The sequence below is a fragment of the Rufibacter tibetensis genome (assembly GCF_001310085.1).
GTDB classification, from domain to species: Bacteria; Bacteroidota; Bacteroidia; order Cytophagales; family Hymenobacteraceae; genus Nibribacter; species Nibribacter tibetensis.
In genome coordinates this window covers 1,266,804-1,287,201 of record NZ_CP012643.1, presented here as the reverse complement: position 1 = coordinate 1,287,201, position 20,398 = coordinate 1,266,804, and the positions used below count along the sequence as shown (strand labels likewise).

The 20,398-nt window shown below is 49.8% G+C and carries 16 protein-coding genes; 8 read left to right on the top strand and 8 right to left on the bottom strand.

All coding sequences use genetic code 11. From position 1 onward, the window contains the following. Positions 1-54: 54 nt before the first annotated feature. On the bottom strand, positions 55-5,952 hold the full coding sequence (locus tag DC20_RS04965) for a carboxypeptidase-like regulatory domain-containing protein (RefSeq protein ID WP_157593053.1): 5,898 nt from the start codon (positions 5,950-5,952) through the stop codon (positions 55-57). A gap of 224 nt (positions 5,953-6,176) precedes the next feature. Here DC20_RS04965 and sucD point away from each other — a divergent pair, with 224 nt between their 5' ends. Further along, a complete protein-coding gene (gene sucD, locus DC20_RS04960; RefSeq protein WP_062542819.1) occupies positions 6,177-7,067 on the top strand; it encodes a succinate--CoA ligase subunit alpha in 891 nt (296 codons plus the stop codon). 91 nt (positions 7,068-7,158) lie between these two features. Here sucD and DC20_RS04955 read toward each other — a convergent pair whose 3' ends face one another. After that, the gene (locus DC20_RS04955; protein ID WP_062542818.1) at positions 7,159-8,094 is read right to left on the bottom strand and encodes a hydrogen peroxide-inducible genes activator; all 936 of its coding nucleotides are present in this window, start codon (positions 8,092-8,094) and stop codon (positions 7,159-7,161) included. Between the two features lie 201 nt (positions 8,095-8,295). Here DC20_RS04955 and DC20_RS04950 point away from each other — a divergent pair, with 201 nt between their 5' ends. From DC20_RS04950 to DC20_RS04930, 5 genes are all read left to right on the top strand, one after another. Continuing rightward, the gene (locus DC20_RS04950) at positions 8,296-8,772 is read left to right on the top strand and encodes a Dps family protein (RefSeq protein ID WP_062542817.1); all 477 of its coding nucleotides are present in this window, start codon (positions 8,296-8,298) and stop codon (positions 8,770-8,772) included. 59 nt (positions 8,773-8,831) lie between these two features. Beyond that, complete coding sequence (locus DC20_RS04945; protein ID WP_062542816.1) at positions 8,832-9,389, top strand: peroxiredoxin; 558 nt, start codon at positions 8,832-8,834, stop codon at positions 9,387-9,389. A 159-nt stretch (positions 9,390-9,548) separates the two neighbouring features. Further along, on the top strand, positions 9,549-10,133 hold the full coding sequence (locus DC20_RS04940; protein ID WP_062545803.1) for a carboxymuconolactone decarboxylase family protein: 585 nt from the start codon (positions 9,549-9,551) through the stop codon (positions 10,131-10,133). A 19-nt stretch (positions 10,134-10,152) separates the two neighbouring features. Next, a complete protein-coding gene (locus DC20_RS04935; RefSeq protein WP_218918736.1) occupies positions 10,153-10,542 on the top strand; it encodes a VOC family protein in 390 nt (129 codons plus the stop codon). A 32-nt stretch (positions 10,543-10,574) separates the two neighbouring features. Continuing rightward, entirely contained in the window at positions 10,575-10,952 is a 378-nt protein-coding gene (locus DC20_RS04930) for a hypothetical protein (protein WP_062542815.1), read from the top strand. Positions 10,953-11,133: 181 nt separating this feature from the next. Here the strand turns inward: DC20_RS04930 and rny are convergent, their stop codons facing one another. The 6 genes from rny to radC form a co-directional block, all read right to left on the bottom strand. Beyond that, positions 11,134-12,726 carry a ribonuclease Y gene (rny, locus tag DC20_RS04925; protein WP_062542814.1) on the bottom strand — a complete coding sequence of 531 codons (1,593 nt, stop codon included), beginning with the start codon at positions 12,724-12,726 and terminating at the stop codon, positions 11,134-11,136. A gap of 69 nt (positions 12,727-12,795) precedes the next feature. Further along, the gene (locus tag DC20_RS04920) at positions 12,796-13,086 is read right to left on the bottom strand and encodes a cell division protein ZapA (protein WP_062542813.1); all 291 of its coding nucleotides are present in this window, start codon (positions 13,084-13,086) and stop codon (positions 12,796-12,798) included. A 177-nt stretch (positions 13,087-13,263) separates the two neighbouring features. Beyond that, positions 13,264-13,560: a hypothetical protein gene (locus DC20_RS04915; protein ID WP_062542812.1), complete on the bottom strand. Its 297-nt coding sequence runs from the start codon at positions 13,558-13,560 to the stop codon at positions 13,264-13,266. 1 nt (position 13,561) lies between these two features. Continuing rightward, positions 13,562-15,976, bottom strand: coding sequence for a phenylalanine--tRNA ligase subunit beta (pheT, locus tag DC20_RS04910; RefSeq protein ID WP_062545801.1), 2,415 nt, complete (start codon positions 15,974-15,976; stop codon positions 13,562-13,564). A 436-nt stretch (positions 15,977-16,412) separates the two neighbouring features. After that, positions 16,413-17,018: a DUF1684 domain-containing protein gene (locus DC20_RS04905; RefSeq protein WP_062545800.1), complete on the bottom strand. Its 606-nt coding sequence runs from the start codon at positions 17,016-17,018 to the stop codon at positions 16,413-16,415. Positions 17,019-17,202: 184 nt separating this feature from the next. Further along, positions 17,203-17,907, bottom strand: coding sequence for a RadC family protein (gene radC / locus DC20_RS04900; protein ID WP_062542811.1), 705 nt, complete (start codon positions 17,905-17,907; stop codon positions 17,203-17,205). Positions 17,908-18,058: 151 nt separating this feature from the next. Between radC and DC20_RS04895 the strand changes: the two genes are divergently transcribed. Together DC20_RS04895 and DC20_RS04890 are read left to right on the top strand one after the other, a co-directional pair. Beyond that, positions 18,059-19,288 (top strand): metallophosphoesterase, encoded by a 1,230-nt coding sequence (locus DC20_RS04895; RefSeq protein WP_062542810.1) that lies wholly within the window; start codon positions 18,059-18,061, stop codon positions 19,286-19,288. 263 nt (positions 19,289-19,551) lie between these two features. Further along, complete coding sequence (locus tag DC20_RS04890; protein WP_062542809.1) at positions 19,552-20,364, top strand: hypothetical protein; 813 nt, start codon at positions 19,552-19,554, stop codon at positions 20,362-20,364. Positions 20,365-20,398 lie beyond the last annotated feature (34 nt).

Here is a 20,398-nt window from a genome sequence, read left to right as displayed (position 1 = left end):
GCCAGCTTTCTATAAAACATGCCCGAAACATAATAGTAAACTAAAGCTAAACTGCTATTTAACTTTCACTTCCTTCATACCTTCCCGCCCAAAGAACGTGGGGAAATACATCAACTCGGCTTTGGCCGGATTCAGGGTGTAAGTGCCTTTGTAGCGGGGAAGTAGTTTGACCGTAAAGGTGTAGTGGCCTTTGGTGAGGTAATTAGAGAAGATAGATACTTTGTGGCGGAAGTACTCGCGATGTGCTTCGTTTGGTCCCCAACTAGATTTGGTGTCATAAGAGCAACCAGCCGGAATGGGCACCTCAATCATCACGTAAGAGGCATTATTCTTCACGTACACGTCAACTTCCAATTCCACGGGTTTGCCGGCTTCCAGCGTTGCCTGTGAGGAGTTGGTGCCCACAAACCGGGTGCGTACGGTAAAGTCTTTCTCCACCCGCTCGGGGTTCGTGATCCATTCGTTTTGGTAGGCAGTAAGGTAGAGCGGCAATGATCCTTTTTTGCTCAGCGTAAGCGGTTGGGTAGGGGTGAAGGTGGTGTCTGCCGGAAACTTACGCAACGTGGTATTGAGCGGACCAGCTAGGGTCAACTGGTTCTCGGGTGTCTGGCCTTTTTCCCGCACCAGATCAGGCAAAAGCGTCTCCAGAACCCTGGCCGATTCATAGGTGTTGCGCCAGTAGCCGGTCCGCCGCTCGTTGAGCAAAAAGGCTTGAATTCTGAGCAAATCACGTTCATGCCCGCCAGCGGCTTTCAGAATCCCGTAGGCCAGCAGGGTATTGGAGATGTGGCTGTCAAATAAACTGCTTTTTTCTCTACCCCAGTATAGGCCACCCAGAGTGGTGGTGTGACGGTATTTGGTAAGCGTATCCAGTGGGGCTTTCATCTGAAGTTTCTGCCGCAAGCGGGTTAACCGAAACTGGTCTTCCAGGGTGAGATGCGGTTGTTTCTCCAGTAGGGTGATGTACGCCGGGAAATCAACTTTGCCCTCCAGCTGCTGCAGAATCTCTACGGCCCTTATCTTATCCTGCGCATCTTTTCTCTCCACTCGGTATGTGAGGTAGTCAATGAGCGGCTGTTTCTTGAAGTTGGTGGTGTAGCCTTCCTGCTGGGCCATGACCAAGGCCTCCGTAACATGATGGCTGATCCAGAGGTAAGCGGGGCCGTTTTCCCACCAGCTCCAGGTGCCGTCCTGCTTCTGCGTTTTCTCCAAGTGTCTTATTAAACGGCGCACCATCTTGTCATGCTCAAATTCTTTGCCTAATGCTGCCTGAATGCGTTTCTCCCACAGCAAGCCTTTCAGTTTGGAGGCCGCTTGTTCGTTGCACCAGTATTGATAGCGATACAGGTATTTAATCTCGTCCAGCATCACCTGCAGCAAGTTGCTCTGGGCGTAGAAGTGCACCGGGCCTTTGGAGGGATCAAACGTGAGGGTAAGCGTAGTATCAATGGGCAGCGACAAGAAAACGCCTTGGCGTTCCAGCACGCCTTTTTTGTAGACGCTAATGTACCGCCGCTCGCCGTCTGAGAAGCCGCTGCCCTGTCGCAGAGAGTACATCAGTTCCACCGAGTCTGGTGCCACAGCCGGGGCCTGAATCATGACGGTATCTGTGAACACGCGGCTCAGTTTCAGGTTCTGTTGCCGAAGCGCCTGCCCGTTGAACTCAAACCGAGTCTGTACCGAGGCGGTGTCTGGCAAGTAATTTACTGCCTTGCCGATGATCTGGGTTCTGTCACCCTCAATCAGGAACCTTGGTCCGCTCAGTGTCGCCATCATGGCTTTGAACGAACGAGTCTCGGTGCTGGCGGTGCCGCTGCGTTTGTTTCCGTCCATGGCCAGCACGTGGGCTTTCCAACTGGCCACATCGCCGGGAAAAGTAACTGGGAACGTGGCTTTTCCTTGTTTGTCAGTGGCCAGGCGCGGCTGCCAGAACGCATAATCAGAAAAGTAGCTGCGGATGGAGGCAATAGCATCAGCCTCGGTACCGGCCAGGAGCGGCTGCTCGGCCTCGGCTTTGCCTTTTTTGGTGGTAATGATAATGACGCCGTTTGCCGCAGCGTTCCCATAAATAGCGGTGGCCTCTGCGCCTTTTAATGTGGTACTAGAGGCGATGGCGCTCGCTCCAAGGTCACCTAAATTGCCGCTGAACGGAAGGCCGTCTACAATAATGAGCGGCTGGGAATTGCCTTGGATAGAAGAAGCACCCCTGATGCGGATGCTATTATTTCCGCCTGGTTGCCCTCCTGATACCTGGACCCCTGCCACTCTTCCTTGCAGGCTTCCACTTACTGTGACAACAGCACCCGTCAGGTCTTTTCTTGATACGGAGCCGTAGCCAATCACTACTACTTCATTCAATTGCTTAACATCTCCCATTAACTTAATGTCAATCCGGCTGTTACCTCTAATAAGTATTTCCTGGGATACATACCCAATAAAGGCAACCACAAGTACTCCGTTGGAAGGCGCTTCAATGCTGAACCTTCCATCTGCATTAGTAGCAGTACCGGTAGTGGTTCCCTTCACCTGAACGGTTGCTCCGGGTATGGCTTCCCCGGTAGCAGCATCAAACACTTGCCCCCGTACTTCATTGTAATACTTAGAGGAGCCGCCGTATATAACGGTAGGGGCTGGAGCAGCAGGAACGGAGGTAGACAGCGGCACGGTGGTGATGGCACGGCGTGTGGCTGCTTCCACGCTATTCTGCAAATACGTCTCTAAGGCTTTGGTCTCCGGCGTAGAAGCCATCAACTGGAATTTGTTGAAGAGTAGGCGCAACTCCCCGTTAGGTTGAACAGTGACCAACGTGCTGATCTGCCGATGGTCTGCAAACACCAGGACCAGTTTGTATTTTTTGGGAGCCAGTTGCTTCAAGTGAGTTGTGGTACCACGGTACATGGCTACTTGTTCGTTCGCAGCCTTGGGCTCATACAAGAAGATAAATGTTGGGTTTTCTTTAAACGTAGAGTCTAGTTGCCAATGTAAGCGGCCGTAACCTGCCTCTGTGTGGTATTCTGGCTTGTCCAAAATTATGTCTAACCAGTACGCATATTGACTTTCTGCCCATTGTTTGCGCAATTTATCTTCTGTGTAGGCTGTTTCTGCCAATGCACTGGAGGCAAGATGGTAAGAGTTGCCTCTGGCAGAAAGAAACACTTTGCCGGCGAACGTCTGTTTCTCGCGCATTTTCAGTAAATCAGGTTCAAAACGATGGGTGTAGTTGGCTTCGGGCGTAAAGCTGGTAGTGAAATTACCCAGTGAGTTAAATTGCATCACACCCGCTCGGAAAGGACCCGTCAGGAGAATTTTATCCCACTGATTTCCGCGGTTGAGCGTTCTAGTGGAAGAACTGTTAGGCAAGTACTGAATGGTGTTTCCTTGCTTCAGAAACGTGAGGCCGGTGTGGAAATTCTGCTCCACCGGAACCAGGTACTGCGTGAGGGCACCTTGCTCTGCTTCTGCCAGTTGCCCTTCTTTAGCTTTTTCCAGCAAGTGCGTCATCTTGTTCTGGTCGATGCTCAGAAGGAGTTTTTGCCCGTGCTTTAGGTACACGCTGTCCAGTTCAATAAAGTGTTTAGCTGTGCGGAGTTTTAAATAATGGTATCCGCTGTCGGCCGGGAAGGAGTAGGGCGGGACCACATTGGTACCGGAGAAATACACTGGTACCTGGTCCAAAAAAATCACATGCACAGGCATCACTCTTCCGGAATCTACCACAAAGGGAGCAAACTGGGTGAGGCTATCTGGGTTGGCAGTGTAGTTGGTGTAGATGCCTTTTTGGGGGTACAACAAATCATAGTACGCCAAGCTGTCCAAGCCCATACTTTTCCGCCAATGCTCCCACTGCAGCAAGCTTGAGCCCTGTTCCGGTCCATCTTTCAAAGCAAAGGTGCGCCGGTCTTTTCTGCTTTGGTACCTGCTAAATCTGGGAAGCTGAGGCGGGGCAGCAGTCTTAAACTTGGAGGTGAGCGCATAAGCCGTGAGGTCTACGTTGGCGGCTGGCTTGCCTTTTGCATCCTTTACCTGGAGCGTCATCGTGGTTTTCTGCCCCGGATAGACCGTAGCTGGTGCTTGTACCATGATATCCAGCTCATGTTTTCGGAAAGGGGCGTTGTATTCCTCACTGCGCACCTGGCCACCCCATAAGTATTGCACAGACACGTAATACGGCTCCTGATTAGCGGCTTTGCGGTTGTAGTGCCACAAAGAGGTGGTATCCTGGCCGCGGTCAATCAAGCGGTTGTTTTTGTACACAAAGTACCAGAAGGGCAGGTGTCTGGGGTTCTGGATGCTCAGGAAAAGAGAGTCGCCGGTGCGCTCAGAATAAAATTGGAGGTTAGCCGGTTCATCTTGCAGGTCTAAACTCGCTTGCAGCTTGCCAGCAGTAATCTGGTATTTCTGAGCATGAGGCTGCAATGGCAGCAATGCGGGTAAGTTGATTTTCTGCGTCTGCAGTTTTTCTCCTTTCGCATCTGTTAACGTTAAGGTAGCTTCTTTAGGAAGTGATTTCTCGCCTTCCAGGTAGCTGGCCTGAAGGCTGTCATTTAACAAGCTCAGTTTCAGGTGGCCGTCTTCAAAGGAGTAAATGCTTTTGGCGCTCTTGGTGCTTCGCTCATTGCTGGAATTCAGGAAAACCGCTTCTACCTGATACTCTACTTTTGCTTTGGGGAAGATAGAGACCGGAAGCTGGATGGTGGTTTCGCCGGAGTTTTCCAGGGGCTGCTGGTGCGCCCACAACGTGTCTGGAATAAACTGCACAGGAGCATTGGTCTGCCTGATCTGGCGTGTCAGTACGGTTAGTTCTACCCGGGCATCGGTTAAGGTTAAACCATTGGCATCGGCTCCTCGCAAGATGACACTATTGGTAGTGCCGGCAAAATGCTCCTGTTTTTCTAATCGGAGGGTGTAAGTGTTTTCCTTCAGTTCATAGTCTTCGTATTTGAACTGAGAGCTGATGATTTGGTCATCGTTCCATTTTCTCTCCCGTACTAATTTTATGTTTACATAGGTGTCCAGCCTGAGTTGGAGGGAGTCATGCAGTACGAAGGAACCTTCATAGGCGCCTGGCCGGTAAGGCTTCAAGTCACCTACCTTCTTGGTTTTGCTGTTGCCATACACCTCTGCTTTTAAGGGTTTCCGGTAAGGCTTGCCGTTTGGCTTGACCAGAAATGCTTTGTACTGCACCGTATCATTGGGCCGGTACATGGGCTTGTTCAGGACTAGGTAACCCTTAGGAGTACTGTTGAAATTATCCAACCAGGAGCCATCGAACAAGTTGAAGAAGTGCTGGACAAACCCGCGGCGGTACCCATGGATAATGCTGTAGCCAATATCCCGGAAAGGGCTCCAGATGTAATACACAGGCCGACCCAGTAATACTTTCCGCCATAGTGGTGCTTTCCACTTTTTGTTATGTTGTTCTACCGGCACATAGAAGGTAAAACCCTCATGCGTCACTGAAAGCAGTCCACTTTTCTTGGTATTCGCTAACCGGTAACTTCCAGTACCAGCATCAAAGGGGATTTGTTTTCTGCCTAGCTGCACCTTGGCAGTGGTGATGGAAGTCCCTAACGTGTCATACAGTACCGCCGCCAAATCCACGTGGTTTTTCAGTAACTGTAGTTGTAGATTGGTTTGGCTCTGCAGGATGTATTCCAGGTCTGGACCAGAAGCATACGCGTAAAGGTAATGGCCTTGCGGTAATTGCTTAGGGTAGCTCAGCCCCGTTTGGAATGAATCTACCTTAAAATGAAAGAAGCTTTGCTTAGCAGCGTCCATCCCTTTCTCGTACAAGGTTTTCGCTTCTGTATCCGTGATTTTATAGATGTAGGTGTAGTAACTGGTGGTGCGGCTAAGGGCTAGATTCTGTTGACCCTTAACCTGAAGAATAGGCAGCAGGCAACAGGTTATGAGTAAGGCAAAACACAGACGAAGACAGGAGGGCAGAGGCATGGAGGCGCTTTTTGGTCTTAATATAGTGAATTTACTGTATTGCTGAGTGTGCTCAGGAAAGCGCCTGCTCTTGGTTTTAGTCTTATTTTCAGAAAACAACACCTAAACGGATATTCTTACCGGAAGGGCTTAATGGGAATTCTAAGTTTGGATGGGCAGCAAAAAAGCCTATTTTTGCGTACAGTTTTAACGAGAGCGTACATCTTTCACATAATCCACTACACATGAGTGTTTTAGTAAATAAAGATTCCAAAGTGATTGTGCAGGGCTTCACCGGCTCAGAAGGTTCATTCCACGCACAGCAAATGATTGAGTATGGCACCAACGTAGTAGGTGGTGTAACCCCAGGCAAAGGTGGTTCTACCCACTTAGACCGTCCGGTATTCAACACCGTAGCCGAGGCCGTACAGAAAGCCGGTGCTAACGTGTCTATCATTTTCGTGCCACCAGCATTTGCCGCTGATGCCATTATGGAAGCCGCCGATGCCGGTATTGAAGTGATTGTGGCCATTACCGAAGGAATTCCGGTGAAAGACATGGTTGCCGCTAAAAACTACATCAAAAACAAGCCGGTTACTTTGATCGGACCAAACTGCCCAGGCGTAATCACTCCGGGTGAGGCGAAGGTTGGTATCATGCCAGGTTTCGTGTTCAAGCCAGGTAGAATCGGGATCGTTTCTAAGTCTGGTACGTTGACCTATGAGGCCGCTGACCAGATTGTGAAAGCTGGTTTAGGTATCTCTACCGCTATCGGTATTGGTGGTGACCCAATCATTGGAACGCCTACTAAAAACGCAGTGGAACTGTTGATGGAAGATCCAGAGACGGATGCCATCGTGATGATTGGTGAGATTGGTGGTAACTACGAAGCCGTAGCTGCGGAGTACATCCGGGCTACGGGTAACAAGAAGCCAGTAGTTGGTTTCATCGCTGGTCAGACGGCTCCGGCTGGTCGTAGAATGGGCCACGCAGGTGCCATCATTGGTGGTGCTGATGATACCGCTGCTGCTAAAATGCGCATCATGCGCGAGAACGGCATCCACGTAGTAGACTCTCCAGCCGAAATTGGTGAGACCATGGTAAGAGTATTACAAGGCGAAGCTACCAACGCGTAAGCTCACCTGTTCTGATATAAAAAAAGGCGGCTCTGCAAAGAGCCGCCTTTTTGTTTTAAGCGTAGTTTAAAGAAAACAGTCTTAAAACAGATTATTTGATCTTGACCACCCTTACCGGGTTCCTCTCCTTTAGTCCTGAAGGAACATGCGCAATAATCTCGTCCCGTAAGGCCTCTATCATGCGTTTCTTCAGAAAGCTGCGGTGCACCACCAAGCTTACTTCCCGCAGAGGCTGGGGTTCTACAAAGGGCCTGATCATGGCTTTTTTCTCCGATGACAGCTCCTGTACTGATAGTTCTGGCAGTAGGGTCATACCGCTCTGGGTTTCCACAATCCGCTTCAACGTTTCCAGGGAGCCGCTCTCATAATCTAAGTGTACATTGCGGGTGCCTTTGGCGCGGTTGCAGAGTTGCAGCACCTGGCTCCGGAAACAATGCCCATCATTCAGAAGCCAAAGGTCGGCTGGGTCAATGGACTCAGCGGTGATTTCCTTTAGCTCAGAAAGGGGGTGTGACGGGTGCAGGTAGCCTACAAACGCTTCGTAGAAAAGCGGAATCTCAAGGATGGTCTTATCGTGCAAAGGGGTGACGAGCAGCCCAACATCCAAAAGTTCCAGCTTCAGTTTCTCCACAATGGTGGTGGTCACCATCTCCTGAATAGAAACGTGCACCTGCGGATATTTCTGAATAAAGTCAGTGATGAACAGCGGCACCAGGTAAGGAGCCAGGGTGGGAATCACGCCCATTCTCAGCTCCCCGGTAATGCCATCGCGCTGCACCTTCACCAACTCTTCAATCTTCTTGAACTCGGCCACGGCCACTCTGGCTTGGACTATAATCTCCTTGCCTAACTCTGTAGGACGCACGGGCACCCGGCTGCGGTCAAATACCTGCACGCCTAGTTCTTCCTCCAGTTTCTGAATCTGCATACTCAGGGTTGGCTGCGTCACAAAACATTTTTCAGCGGCGGTGGCAAAGTGCCGGTACGTATCTACAGAGAGCAGATATTCCAGTTGGGTAAGGGTCATGGTTGTCTAAGGTATTGAGTAGCTGTTTATAGCCTGTTTTCAGCAGAAGAGGGCTTAAGCAGTAGGTGCGTGATGTTGCAAAGATAATAGGTAGTATCTATATAGATATAGGTATTATCAATTTGAACTATAAAATCGTTTAGTACACCTTTGCCGTATGGTTAGTCAGAACAATACATTTTTCTAACCACTTACATTACTATGGAATCACACAACGAATTAGGACTGGAACGCAGAGATACCAAAGACCTGGCTGTTAAACTGAATGAGTTACTGGCCAACTATCACGTGTATTACCAAAATCTGCGGGCCTTTCACTGGAACATTAAAGGCGGAAACTTCTTCGCGCTACATGCCAAGTTTGAGGAACTGTACACCGAGGCCTTTGAAACCATTGATGAGATTGCCGAGCGTATCCTAACCTTACGCCACGTGCCCATGCACAGCTTTTCTGATTTCCTGGCCACGTCCAGAGTGCAGGAAAGAAAAGGCCTTACTTCAGACGTAGACACCGTGGCAGCCACCGTGGAGAACATCGGGCAAATCATCCACCTGGAGCGTGAGGTGTTGGCCTTGGCCGCTGAACTGGACGATGAAGGTACCCAAGGGCTGATCAGCGATAACCTGAATACCCTGGAAAAAAACCTTTGGATGCTGAACGCCTTTCAAGGTTCCTAATCCGCCGCTCTTAAGACACTACTACAACCCTTTATTTTCTTTTAACCTTTACATATACCATGTCACAAAACCGAGTACTATCTGTTGGGGCAGAATTCCCTGCCTTTTCCAAAAAAGCTGTTGTTTCTTTAGAGAGAGACCAAGAGTTTAGAACCATCACCCACCAGGAACACCGCGACAACGACCAGTGGCTGGTTATGTTCTGGTGGCCCAAAGACTTTACTTTCGTTTGTCCAACGGAGATCGCGGAGTTCAACAAGAACTATGATGAGTTCCGCGACCGCGACTGCCAACTGATTGGCGCCTCCACTGATTCTGAGTTTGTGCACGCTGCCTGGCGCCGCGATCACGATGACCTGCGTGGCTTACGCTTACCAATGTTAGCCGATACTTCCAAGTCCTTAGCCGAAGAACTGGGCATTCTGGATGCTGAAGAGCGCGTGGCATACCGGGTAACGTTCATCGTAGATCCGCAAGGCATCATCCAATGGGTGAGCGTGAACGGATTAAGCGTGGGTCGTAACGTAGCCGAAGTGCTGCGCGTGCTTGACGCCCTGCAAACCGATGAGTTGTGCCCTTGTAACTGGAAAAAAGGCGAAGCTACCTTAGCCGTTTAATTGTTTTTTATACAGGAAGGCTGCGGAGGGCCGGAAGGTAAAATCTGTTACTTACCGGTCCCCAAAGCTTCTGTTTCTATTCTTCTTTTCAAAAGGTGCCTGACCGGGCGCGCTTTCTGTACAGCCGCTGCTCCAGCACCTTCCTATCTATATATTTCCATGCTTTCTGTCATCCAAGAAACCCAACAAGATTTCCTGAAGGACTTAGGTCTTTCAGGCCAAGATTTCGCACGCCTGGACCAGCTGGTGCAAGGCGACTCCAAATACCTGAAGGACCTGCGCATCAATTTGAAAACCGCTCTGCAGTCAGAGAACGTGACGTCCATAGAAGCGTACCTGATTGCCTTATCTGCGGCGGTGAACGAGGAAAACAACACTTTGATCGAGTCGTTCAGAGCTTTGGCAGCTTCTCACGGAGCTACTGATGCTGAGTTAGCTGAGGCGGTTGCCGTGACCTCTTTGCTAAGCACTAACAATATTCTGTACCGGTTCAAGCACTTCATGCACACTGATTTCTATGAGTCAGCGCCCGCTAAAGTGAAGATGAACATCATGATGAACCCCGTGACCGGCAAAGAATTCTTTGAGCTGGTGAGTCTGGCTATCTCTGCCATCAATGGCTGTGAGCGTTGCGTGACCTCGCATGAGGAAAGCGTACGCAAGCTGGGTGCTTCTGAGCAGCGTATTTTTGATGCCGTGCGCATTGCCGCCGTAGTGGTGGGCGTGAGCAAGGTCATTCGTTAGTTATTCTTAATTCTCAGCAATGAGTTTGGCATTAAACCAGGTAACCGTTTCTGTGCACCATGTGTCGGAAGCGGTTGCTTTTTATAAAGGGCTAGGCCTCCACCTGATTGTGCATAGCCCACATTACGCCCGTTTCGTATGTCCTGACGGGCTTTCCACTTTCTCGGTACATTTGCACCGGGAGGGTACTTTTCAACCTTCTACTACTACCGTTTACTTTGAGTGCGCTCAGGTAGACCATGCCGTGTCATCCCAGAAAGCGCATGGCTATGTGTTTGAGCAAGATCTCAAAGACAAGCCATGGGGCTGGCGGGAAGCGTATTTACGTGATCCTTCGGGTAACCTCATCTGCTTGTATTACGCGGGTCAAAGCCGGGGTTACCAGAGAGCAAGCACAAGCATTTCCTGACGCACGTTTACCTCACGGCTTGGTTAGACGCCATGCAAACGGCTTTAAATGAGAACGACCGTGCGGCCTTGCAGCAGTTATTTTCGCCGGAAGTCAGGATGCTGGAATCACCTTTTGCCTCGCCCATCTTCGGGTCGGCCAGGATTCAGCAGCATTATGATGCGTTCCTGGGCATATACGCCAACTTATCTTACCAGCTGATTGGCGTACAGGGAGAAGTTGGTTATGCTCAACTGGAAGGCACCTGGGGTTCTGCAGAAAGCGTGGTCTACAGTGCGGTGCTGGCGCTTCGGTTTAACGCTGCCGGTCTCTGCACTGAGATCTTGGTTTGGGGCGGACCCACTATTTCCAGAGCGATTATGATGAAGAACATTTCAGGAGTGTTTTCCAGAAATCTGGCCAAATCGTAGGAAGGAAAAGTATAAGTAAATGAGCAGCAATGCCTTGTGGTTGCCCTGTTATTAACGAATACAAGGGATTGCCCCTCCATGAAAAAGGCCCTCTACTTTTTAGTAGAGGGCCTTTTTACGTTATTTCTATAAATCAGCTCCAATACAGGAGTCTAACTTCTAGCGTCTAAAATTTAATGTCCTACTTCGCGTAAGACACAGAACGCATTTCCCGGATAACTGTGATTTTGATCTGGCCAGGGTATTGCATCTCTTTTTCAATCTTCTGAGAGATATCGAAGGAAAGCTGTGAAGCGCGCTCATCGGTTACGTTGTCAGCGTCTACCATGACACGAAGCTCACGGCCTGCCTGGATGGCATAACACTGATTTACGCCTTCAAATGAGTGGGCAGTTTCTTCCAGTTCTTTCAAACGCTTGATGTACGACTCCATGATCTCGCGACGGGCACCAGGGCGGGAGCCGGAGATAGCATCACATGACTGGATGATGGGAGAAATCATGGCCGTCATCTCAATCTCGTCGTGGTGAGCACCGATGGCGTTGCATACGTCTGGGTGCTCTTTGTACTGCTGGGCCAACTGCATACCAATAATGGCGTGCGGCAATTCTGGTTCCTCAGTGGTAACTTTCCCGATGTCGTGGAGCAGACCGGCACGTTTGGCGTGCTTCACGTTCAAGCCAAGTTCAGCGGCCATAGTGGCGCAAAGGTTGGCTACCTCACGGGAGTGTTGCAGCAGGTTCTGACCGTAAGATGATCTAAAGCGCATGCGGCCTACCATCTTGATCAACTCAGGGTGCAAACCATGGATTCCTAAATCAATGGCGGTACGCTCACCAATTTCTACAATCTCGTCTTCAATGCTTTTCTTCGTCTTAGACACCACTTCCTCAATACGGGCCGGGTGAATACGACCATCGGCTACCAGGCGGTGCAAAGAAAGACGGGCAATCTCGCGGCGAACCGGGTCAAAACCAGAAATAATGATGGCTTCAGGAGTGTCGTCTACGATGATCTCTACGCCAGTGGCAGCTTCCAGAGCACGGATGTTACGTCCTTCACGACCGATGATCTTGCCTTTGATATCGTCAGACTCAATGTTGAAGATAGACACGCAGTTCTCAATGGCGTGCTCAGCGGCAGTGCGCTGGATGGTCTCAATCACTACCTTCTTGGCTTCTTTGGTAGCGGTGAGTTTGGCCTCGGCCACAATGTCTTTGATGTAAGAAGAGGCGCGGGTAGAGGCTTCAGACTTGAGGTTCTCTACCAATTGCTCGCGGGCTTCCTCGGCGCTCAGGTTAGCGATACGCTCCAAACGGCTCAGGATTTCGTGGTGATCTTGCTCTACTTTGGCTTGCTTATCGCGGAACTGGGCCTCCAAGTCTTCTTTGCGCTTGTTAAAGCCTTCCAGTTGCTGGTTCAGTTTGTCTTTGAGAACATCATTCTCCTGCTCTTTCCGCTTTAAATCTTCCAGTTGCTTGGTTACCTGCTGCTCACGCTGCTTTACCTTGTTCTCGTTCTGGAGAATGATGTTTTTCTTGCGGTTGGATTCTTCCTCATGCTCTACCTTCAGCTTCAGGAAATGCTCCTTGGCTTCCAGCATCTTGTCCTTTTTCTGGGTTTCAGCCTTAACCTCCGCCTCACGGATGATGAGTTTGGCACGTTCTGTTGCCTGTTCTTCCTGCTCTTTGAAGAGCTTCAGGAGAAGCACACGGCCCACGTAGAAGCCTATTCCGGCGCCTACTACCGCAGCTAAAATGATATAAATAGTCATGACTATAACTTTAAAGGGTTACGTTATAGCAATGACACTGAGCCAATCAGGGGCGGAGCGGACGGTTGATTATCCGAGCTGCAGAGAAGAGAGCAATTGGTTTAAAGAAGAAAGTTTTTCTTCCAACGATAGTTGGGTTTCTACGGCGGCGTCTTCCGTTTTTATCTTGTCAGCAGCGGTTTCCAGCGCAATCATGGCCAGCAGATCCTGCTTGTCATGAATCCCGAACTCTTCCCTGAACATTCTCAGGCGCTCGTTCAGGTATTTTCCGGCTTGCCGCAGCCTTTCTTCCTCGTCCTCGTTTACCCGCATTGGATATTCGCGGTCGGCTATCTTGATTCTTATAGATAACTCACTCATGTCCAGATGCTGTTAAGTGCTGCCGTGGCGCGTTTGTTTGTTGAAAGGTTGCCCTGCGATGTCATAAAAAAGTAAAAATTCCGCATGTCAAGCCTAAGGTTCTATTATGGGTATAAGAGCGTGTAAACACGCGTTTAAAAAGAACATACAACAACCGCAACCAGACAACCCGTACTTCTATTCTCTTAAATAAGCGATACACTTGTCAATTTCACGCAAGTACTCGTTTATTTTCAGCTTCAACTCCGTTGAACTGGCAGTGTCTACTGCTATGGTTTGTACAATTTTACTAATATTATCTTGATTCTGAAAATTTTTTATCTCAGCATCTTTTTCCTGAATCACTTGCTGGAGGCGCGCTATTTCCTGGTGGGCTGCCTGAAGCCGCTCTTGCCCGGCCTGGTACTGTTGTACCAGCTGGCGCACTTTGCCCTCAATGGACTGGATCTGCTGAAGGGTAGATTGGTCAGACATCTTACTTCCGGATTACGGCTCCTAGTTGGTGCTCAAACTGTTGCATCAAGCGGCTCATGGTAGAATCAATCACTTTGTCAGTAAGTGTTTGGTTCTTGTCTTGCAGGGTAAAGCTGATGGCAATGGCTTTCTTGCCACTTTCAATCTTATCTCCCTCGTACACGTCAAACACGTTCACATCCTGCAGGAGTTTCCGCTCCACGCGCTGGGCTACCTGTTTGATTTGGTCAAAAGATACGGATTTTTCCACCACCAAAGACAAGTCGCGGCGCACTTCCGGGAATTTGGAGAGTTCCTCAAACACCAGCTTCTCTTTGTAGTTGCGCAGCAAATAATCCCAATTTAGCTCAGCGAACCACACTTGCTCCTTCACGTCTACCTGCTTGCACACGCTATCTTTCAGCAACCCGATGTGACCCAACGTAACATCGCCTTTCTGGTAAGTGACGCCGCCTGACAGGTACGGGTGCTCTGTAGGCTTGGTGGTTAAGTTAGGCTGACGGCAAAGGGTCAGGACCTTCTGTACCTGTCCGGCCAAATCATGGAAAGAAGCCTTGGCGGTAGCCTGTTGCCAGCTTTCGGCGGCGCGGTTGCCCGTCATGAACAAAGCCAGGTAGTTGCTCTCTTTGTATTTCTCGCCTTCTTTGCGGTACACCTTTCCAATCTCAAATACTTTCAGATCACGCTGACGGCGGTTGATGTTGTGGCGCAGTACCTCCAAACCAGAGTACACCAGCGTCAGGCGCATGGCATCCAGGTCCTCAGAGTTGTAGTTCAAAATAGGTACCAGTTCAGCTGACGTGTTACCTTCCGCGTCTTTGTAGTAGTTGGAGTTAGTAAGCGAATTGGTGATGGTTTCTAAGAACCCATTAGCTGCCAAGGCATCCGCGATGCGTTTGGTGATGACCTCAGGATCAGGGTTGGGGAACTTGGCCAAGAAACTCGCAGCCAGGTTCTCGCTCAGGTGAATGTTGTTGTAGCCGTAAATACGCAATACCTCTTCCACCACATCGGCCTCGCGGGTTACGTCTACCTTGTGCGGCGGAATAGACAGGAGCAAGCCCTCAGCGGTTTCCTCTAGAATATTGATGCCCAGATCCGTTAAGATCTCCTTGATTCTGGCTTCGCCGATGTGCTGACCGATCAACTGGTGTACACGGGCGTAGCTTACCCGGATTTGGGTGGGCTCAATTGGGGTTGGATACACATCCACAATCTCAGAAGAAATGGTACCGCCGGCTATTTCCTGGATCAATAAAGCAGCTCTTTTCAAAGCCGTGATCACCATATTAGGGTCAGTGCCGCGCTCAAAACGGAACGATGAATCAGTTTTGATGCCGTGCGTCTGAGACGTTTTCCGGATGCCGGCTGGGGAGAAGTAAGCGCTTTCCAGGAAGATGTTTTGGGTTGCCTCGGTCACGCCGGCCTGCAAACCACCGAACACACCCGCCAAAACCATCGGTTCCTCAGCGTTGCTGATGGTAAGGTCTTCGGTGCGTAAGGTGCGCTCCACGCTGTCTAAGGTGGTGAACTTCGCGCCTTCAGAGGCATTCTTTACAATGATCTTACTTCCTTTGATTTTTTCAGCATCAAAAGCGTGCAGGGGCTGACCTAATTCGTGCAGCACATAATTGGTCACGTCTACCACGTTATTGATAGGCGACAACCCGATGGCCCGTAAGCGCTGCTGCAACCACTTTGGCGACTCCTGCACTTTCACCCCGGAAAGGGTAACGCCAGCATAACGGGGGCAAGCCTCCAGGTTTTCCACCTCCACAGAGATGGGTAGGTTGGTGTTGGTTACTTTGAAGTTGCTTAAGTCTGGCAGTTGATACGGGGTTTTGAGCAGAGCCTGTAAGTCACGTGCTACGCCTAAGTGAGAGGCGGCATCGGCGCGGTTGGGCGTCAAACCAATCTCGAACACCTCGTCAGAAGCCAACCCGAAGTACTGGGCGGCAGGTGTTCCGTTGGGTAGATTGGTGTCTAGCACCATGATGCCGGAGTGGTCGGTGCCCAAGCCTATTTCGTCCTCGGCACAGATCATGCCTTCAGACACGGCTCCCCTGATTTTTGATTTTTTGATCTGGAAAGGCTCGCCGCCGTCTGGGTACAAAGTGGCGCCTACGGTGGCAATGACTACTTTCTGGCCCGCTGCTACGTTGGCCGCGCCGCACACAATGTGCTTGGGCTCGCCTTCGCCGGTATCCACGGTGGTCACGCTTAGTTTGTCGGCATCGGGGTGTTTAGCACAGGTCAGCACTTCTCCAATGACCATCCCCTTCAGGCCGCCAGTCACTACGTCAACAGTTTCAATGCCTTCTACCTCTAAACCGGCATCTGTGAGGAGTTTGCCCACTTCCTGGGCGGGTTTATCTATAGCAATTAAAGTCTTTAACCAATCCAGTGATATGCGCATGGTGTTAATCTCAGGGTGTGACAGGTGCAGCAACGCCGCCCCCTACCAGCCGTTCTGCGGCTGCAATTTTCAAAATTACCAAAAACTGGGGAAGATGGACGTAAAGGGATGATTTTTTATGGAATGGGGTGTGTCTGAAGCCTCCATGCAGTAGCAGAACTTGTTTGCAGAGGTGTTTTGGGGCTGTTTTGGAGAAAACAGGCTTGAGACGGTGGTGGCTTAGACACTCGTAGGAACTTCGGACACTACGAGGTATTTTGTGTTAACTGTATAGCACAGGCAGACCTACGCTGGCGCGAGCCTCCGGCTCGTGTCCGCATGTATTCCTGGTCCTCTTTATAGAATTATAAAATCAATTCAGCCTTGCGTGTGGACACGAGCCGGAGGCTCGCGCTAGCGTATAACTTAAGAAATCAAGAATCAAAACTTGCCAATTTTATTTAGCAAACGCCTGCTCTCCAGCGGGAATTTTTACCTTTAAGCGGTTCTCAGCCGGGGGCATCGGGCAGGCAAACTCTGGATTGTAAGCGCAGAAGGGGTTGTAGGCTTTGTTGAAATCCAGCACAATAGTTTGTCCATTGGGGATAGCGTCTAAGTAGCGACCGCCGCCGTAGGTCTCAAAACCGTTTGTTTGGTCGGTGAACGGGATAAACAGGGTATCTGAGACGGAGCCGGCTTTCTGAAACAGGGTAAGGGTATGCTCCTGGCCTTCCAACTCAAACGAGGCTTTTCCCTTTACAAAATAAGGTTCCTGCGTACCCGTGGTCATGGGCATGGCAACCGGTTCTTTGCTTTCAATGGGCGTGAAGTCAGCATTGATTTCAAAATTGCGGGATGGGGCGTAGTAGTTGAGTTTGTTAAACGTGCGCCGCATAGAATCAGGGAGGGGAGAGCGGGTGACGCTTCTAAAGGAGAGATCCTTGTTTTCTCTGAATTTCAAGACAGCCTGAGTGTAGCTCTCGTCATTGAAAAACAGATCTTTCATCAGGTAGCCCACTATGAGCAGCACGCCTACCAAAATAATGTATTTGAATCCTTTCATGAACAAAGTCAGGTTGAAGCCGCAAAGGTCGGAAAGAAATTGATACACCTCGCTTTAAATCTTCCCTTCACTGGATTACTCCCGTACGCTGCTTTTTGCCCCATTTTCAGAAAGCAGGCCAAAAAAGAAGGCAGCCACTTTTCAGCGACTACCTTCCAGACAGGCAAATCAACAAACAAAATTCTTACAGCAGATCCTCGTCCGCGAAGCTGTAGTAGCTGTTATCGGTGAAGATCAGGTGATCTAAGATGGGCAGGTCTAAAACCTTTCCGGCCTCTTGTAGCTTCTTGGTTAAAGCAATGTCAGCAGCGCTAGGCTTCAGTTGTCCGGATGGGTGGTTGTGGACCAGGATGATAGCGCTGGCCAGGTTCTCCAGGGCGTGCTTGAAGATAAGTTTCGGGTCAGCTACGGTACCAGCCACCCCACCCGTACTGATCTGGATTTTCTTCATGATGGTGTTTGCCCGGTTCAGCAGAATGATCCAGAACTCCTCGTGGGGCAAATCCAGAAGGTGCGGGCGGATGTAGTCGTAGATATCAGTGGAGCAGGTGATGCGGGTTTTTACCACCGGGGCAGCCTCTTTGCGGCGGCGGCCTAGTTCCAGAGCGCTCACAATGGAGATGGCTTTGGCTTCGCCGATGCCTCTGTGCTTTTGCAGTTCTTTTACCGTAAGTCGGGCCAAGGCATTGAGGTCATTGTCTACAGCGTTCAGGATAAGTTTTGCCACGTCTACTGCGCTTAAGCTGGGAGTGCCAGAGCCAATCAGGATGCCAATCAGTTCGGCATCGGATAGTGCGGCGCGGCCTTTCAGGAGGAGTTTTTCCCGGGGGCGGTCTTCTTCGGCCCAGGATTTGATGGAGAGCGGAGCAGCAGCGTAGGCGGTAGACATACGTTAGGAGCTTAGTTTCAGAAAATCAGGTTGAAATTGTCTGTATAAGCTTAAACATTTACAAATAGTTCACCGCTTAATTACAAAACCACGTACATGTTTGCTTGTCACGGCGTAGGTTTGCCGCCCAGAAGTAGCTTTATTGAATTTTATGACCAGACTGATCATCACGTTAATACTTGTCTTAGTAATAGATATATATGTTTTCCAGGCCGTACGTACCGTGGCGGCGGGCTTTACCCCGGGCGCCAAAAAGGCCGCCTTCATTGTTTACTGGGCCATCAGCCTTTTCACGCTAGGAACCCTGTTATTGGCCTTGCTCACCCGGGGCTCAGCGCCTAACCCTATGCGCATGCAAGTGGCCAATGTGCTGTTTATCCTGTTTGTCTCCAAGGTGGTGATTGTGCTTTTCCTGTTCCTGGATGACCTGGTGCGGCTGGTGCAATGGCTCTCCAATACCATGCGAGGACCAGACCAACCTAAATTTGACGTGTCCCGCCACAAATTCATGAGCCAACTGGCGTTGATAATGGGAGCGCTTCCGTTTGCCACGCTTATCTGGGGAATGGTAAAAGGAGCTTATGACTACCAGGTGAAAAAAGTGACGCTTAGGTTCCCAAATTTGCCGCCGGCCTTTGACGGGTTCCGGCTGCTGCAGATCACTGACATGCACTCAGGAAGTTTCCATTCTGCGGAGCCGCTGGAGAAAGCGGTGGCCATCATCAACCAACAGGCCGCCGATGTGGTGGTGTTTACCGGTGATATTGTGAACAACGTAGCTTCAGAGGTGGAGCCTTATATCCCTACGCTGGCCAAAATCAAGGCTAAGAACGGGGTGTTTTCTATATTAGGGAACCATGATTACGGCGATTATGTGGCTTGGGAGAGCCGCGAAGCGAAAATGGAGAACCTGAACACGCTGGTAGGTCACCACCGAAGAGCGGGCTGGGACATACTGTTGAATGAGCACCGGGTGCTGGAGCGGAACGGGCAGCAGATTGCTTTGTTAGGCGTGGAAAACTGGGGCCACCGCATGAATTTCCCTAAGTACGGCATTCTGTCTAAGGCTTATGCCGGTACCGAGAAATACCCATTTAAGATTTTGCTTTCGCATGACCCCTCACATTGGGATGGCGAAGTAAACATCAAGTACCCAGACATTGACCTGATGTTGTCTGGGCACACCCATGGCATGCAGTTTGGGGTGAACATACCCGGCTGGAAGTGGAGTCCTGTGCAATATGTATACAAGCAATGGGCTGGGCTGTACCAAAAAGGCCGGCAGTATTTGTATGTAAATGTGGGGCTGGGGTTCTTAGGCTATCATGGCCGGGTAGGGTTCCTGCCAGAGATCACGGTTTTTGAGTTCAAACGGGCGTAAAAGAGCCTGAGCGATCCTCCTCAGTTAAAAATTTTTCAATTCTTCTTTTAAGAAGAGTACAAATCCTGATTATAGCCTGTTTTGCCTAAAACAAGCTGTAATCAGGATTTTTTAGTTTTATTGAGATGGCCGTGGAAATTGGTTCAGAAGAAGTAAGCTTAGTTAAGTGCAATTGAGGTAAAACTTGCTTTGCAGAGGTGCGTAAAAAAGCTGGAATAAGCTAAGCTTCTTGGCGCCAGATGTTTTACAAAAGAAAATAGATTATGAAAAAGCATATGTTGATGTTTATGGTAGCAGGAGCTTTGGCTTTCTCTGCTTGCCGCGAAGATGCTGGTACTTCAACAGAAACCAACGAAAACGACAGCAGCACCCCAGATAGTGCGTCTGGCGAGACCAATGATTCTTCCACCGTTTACAACTATGAGCAAGAGTCACGGGAAAGAGCCAATCGTATGTCTTCCCGGATTTCACAGGATTTGAGGTTAGATGAGGCTACGCAGGCCCGCATTCGTACAGTGATGTACAACAGGGCCCGCATGATGAATGAGCTGGAGACCCGTTACAGCAGCACGAACCAGAGTGCTGGTATGGCCGCTGATAGCGAAAGCACCATGAGCAAAGACGTGATGGTAGAGGAAGATAACATGATGGATAGCGGCATGGCCGTGCAGAGTTCATCTATGCAAGTATCTGGCTACCCAGAAGATTATCCTACCCAGTATTACAGCGAAATGGAGTCTATCAACTCAAATGTTGACATGGAAGTAAAAGGCTTCTTAACTCCTGAGCAGTTTAAAATGTATGAGGCTAACCGTCAGAAATACTACAGCGGTGAAACTAAATATAAGACCCAGGATGGCTCCAAACTGAAAGTAGAAGGAGACGAGTCTAAAGTGAAAACAGACAACATCAAAATAAAAAGAGAAGGCGCTGAGTCTAAACTGAAGACAGATAACCTCAAGGTGAAGAAAGAGCCAAATGAGACTAAAATCAAAACCGACGACGCCAAACTGAAACGTGAGAAAGACGAGGTGAAGTACAAGTCTGGTGACACTAAAATAAAACTGGAGAACTAACCGTTCTCTCAGTATCTTTGAAAGGCTTGCCCGT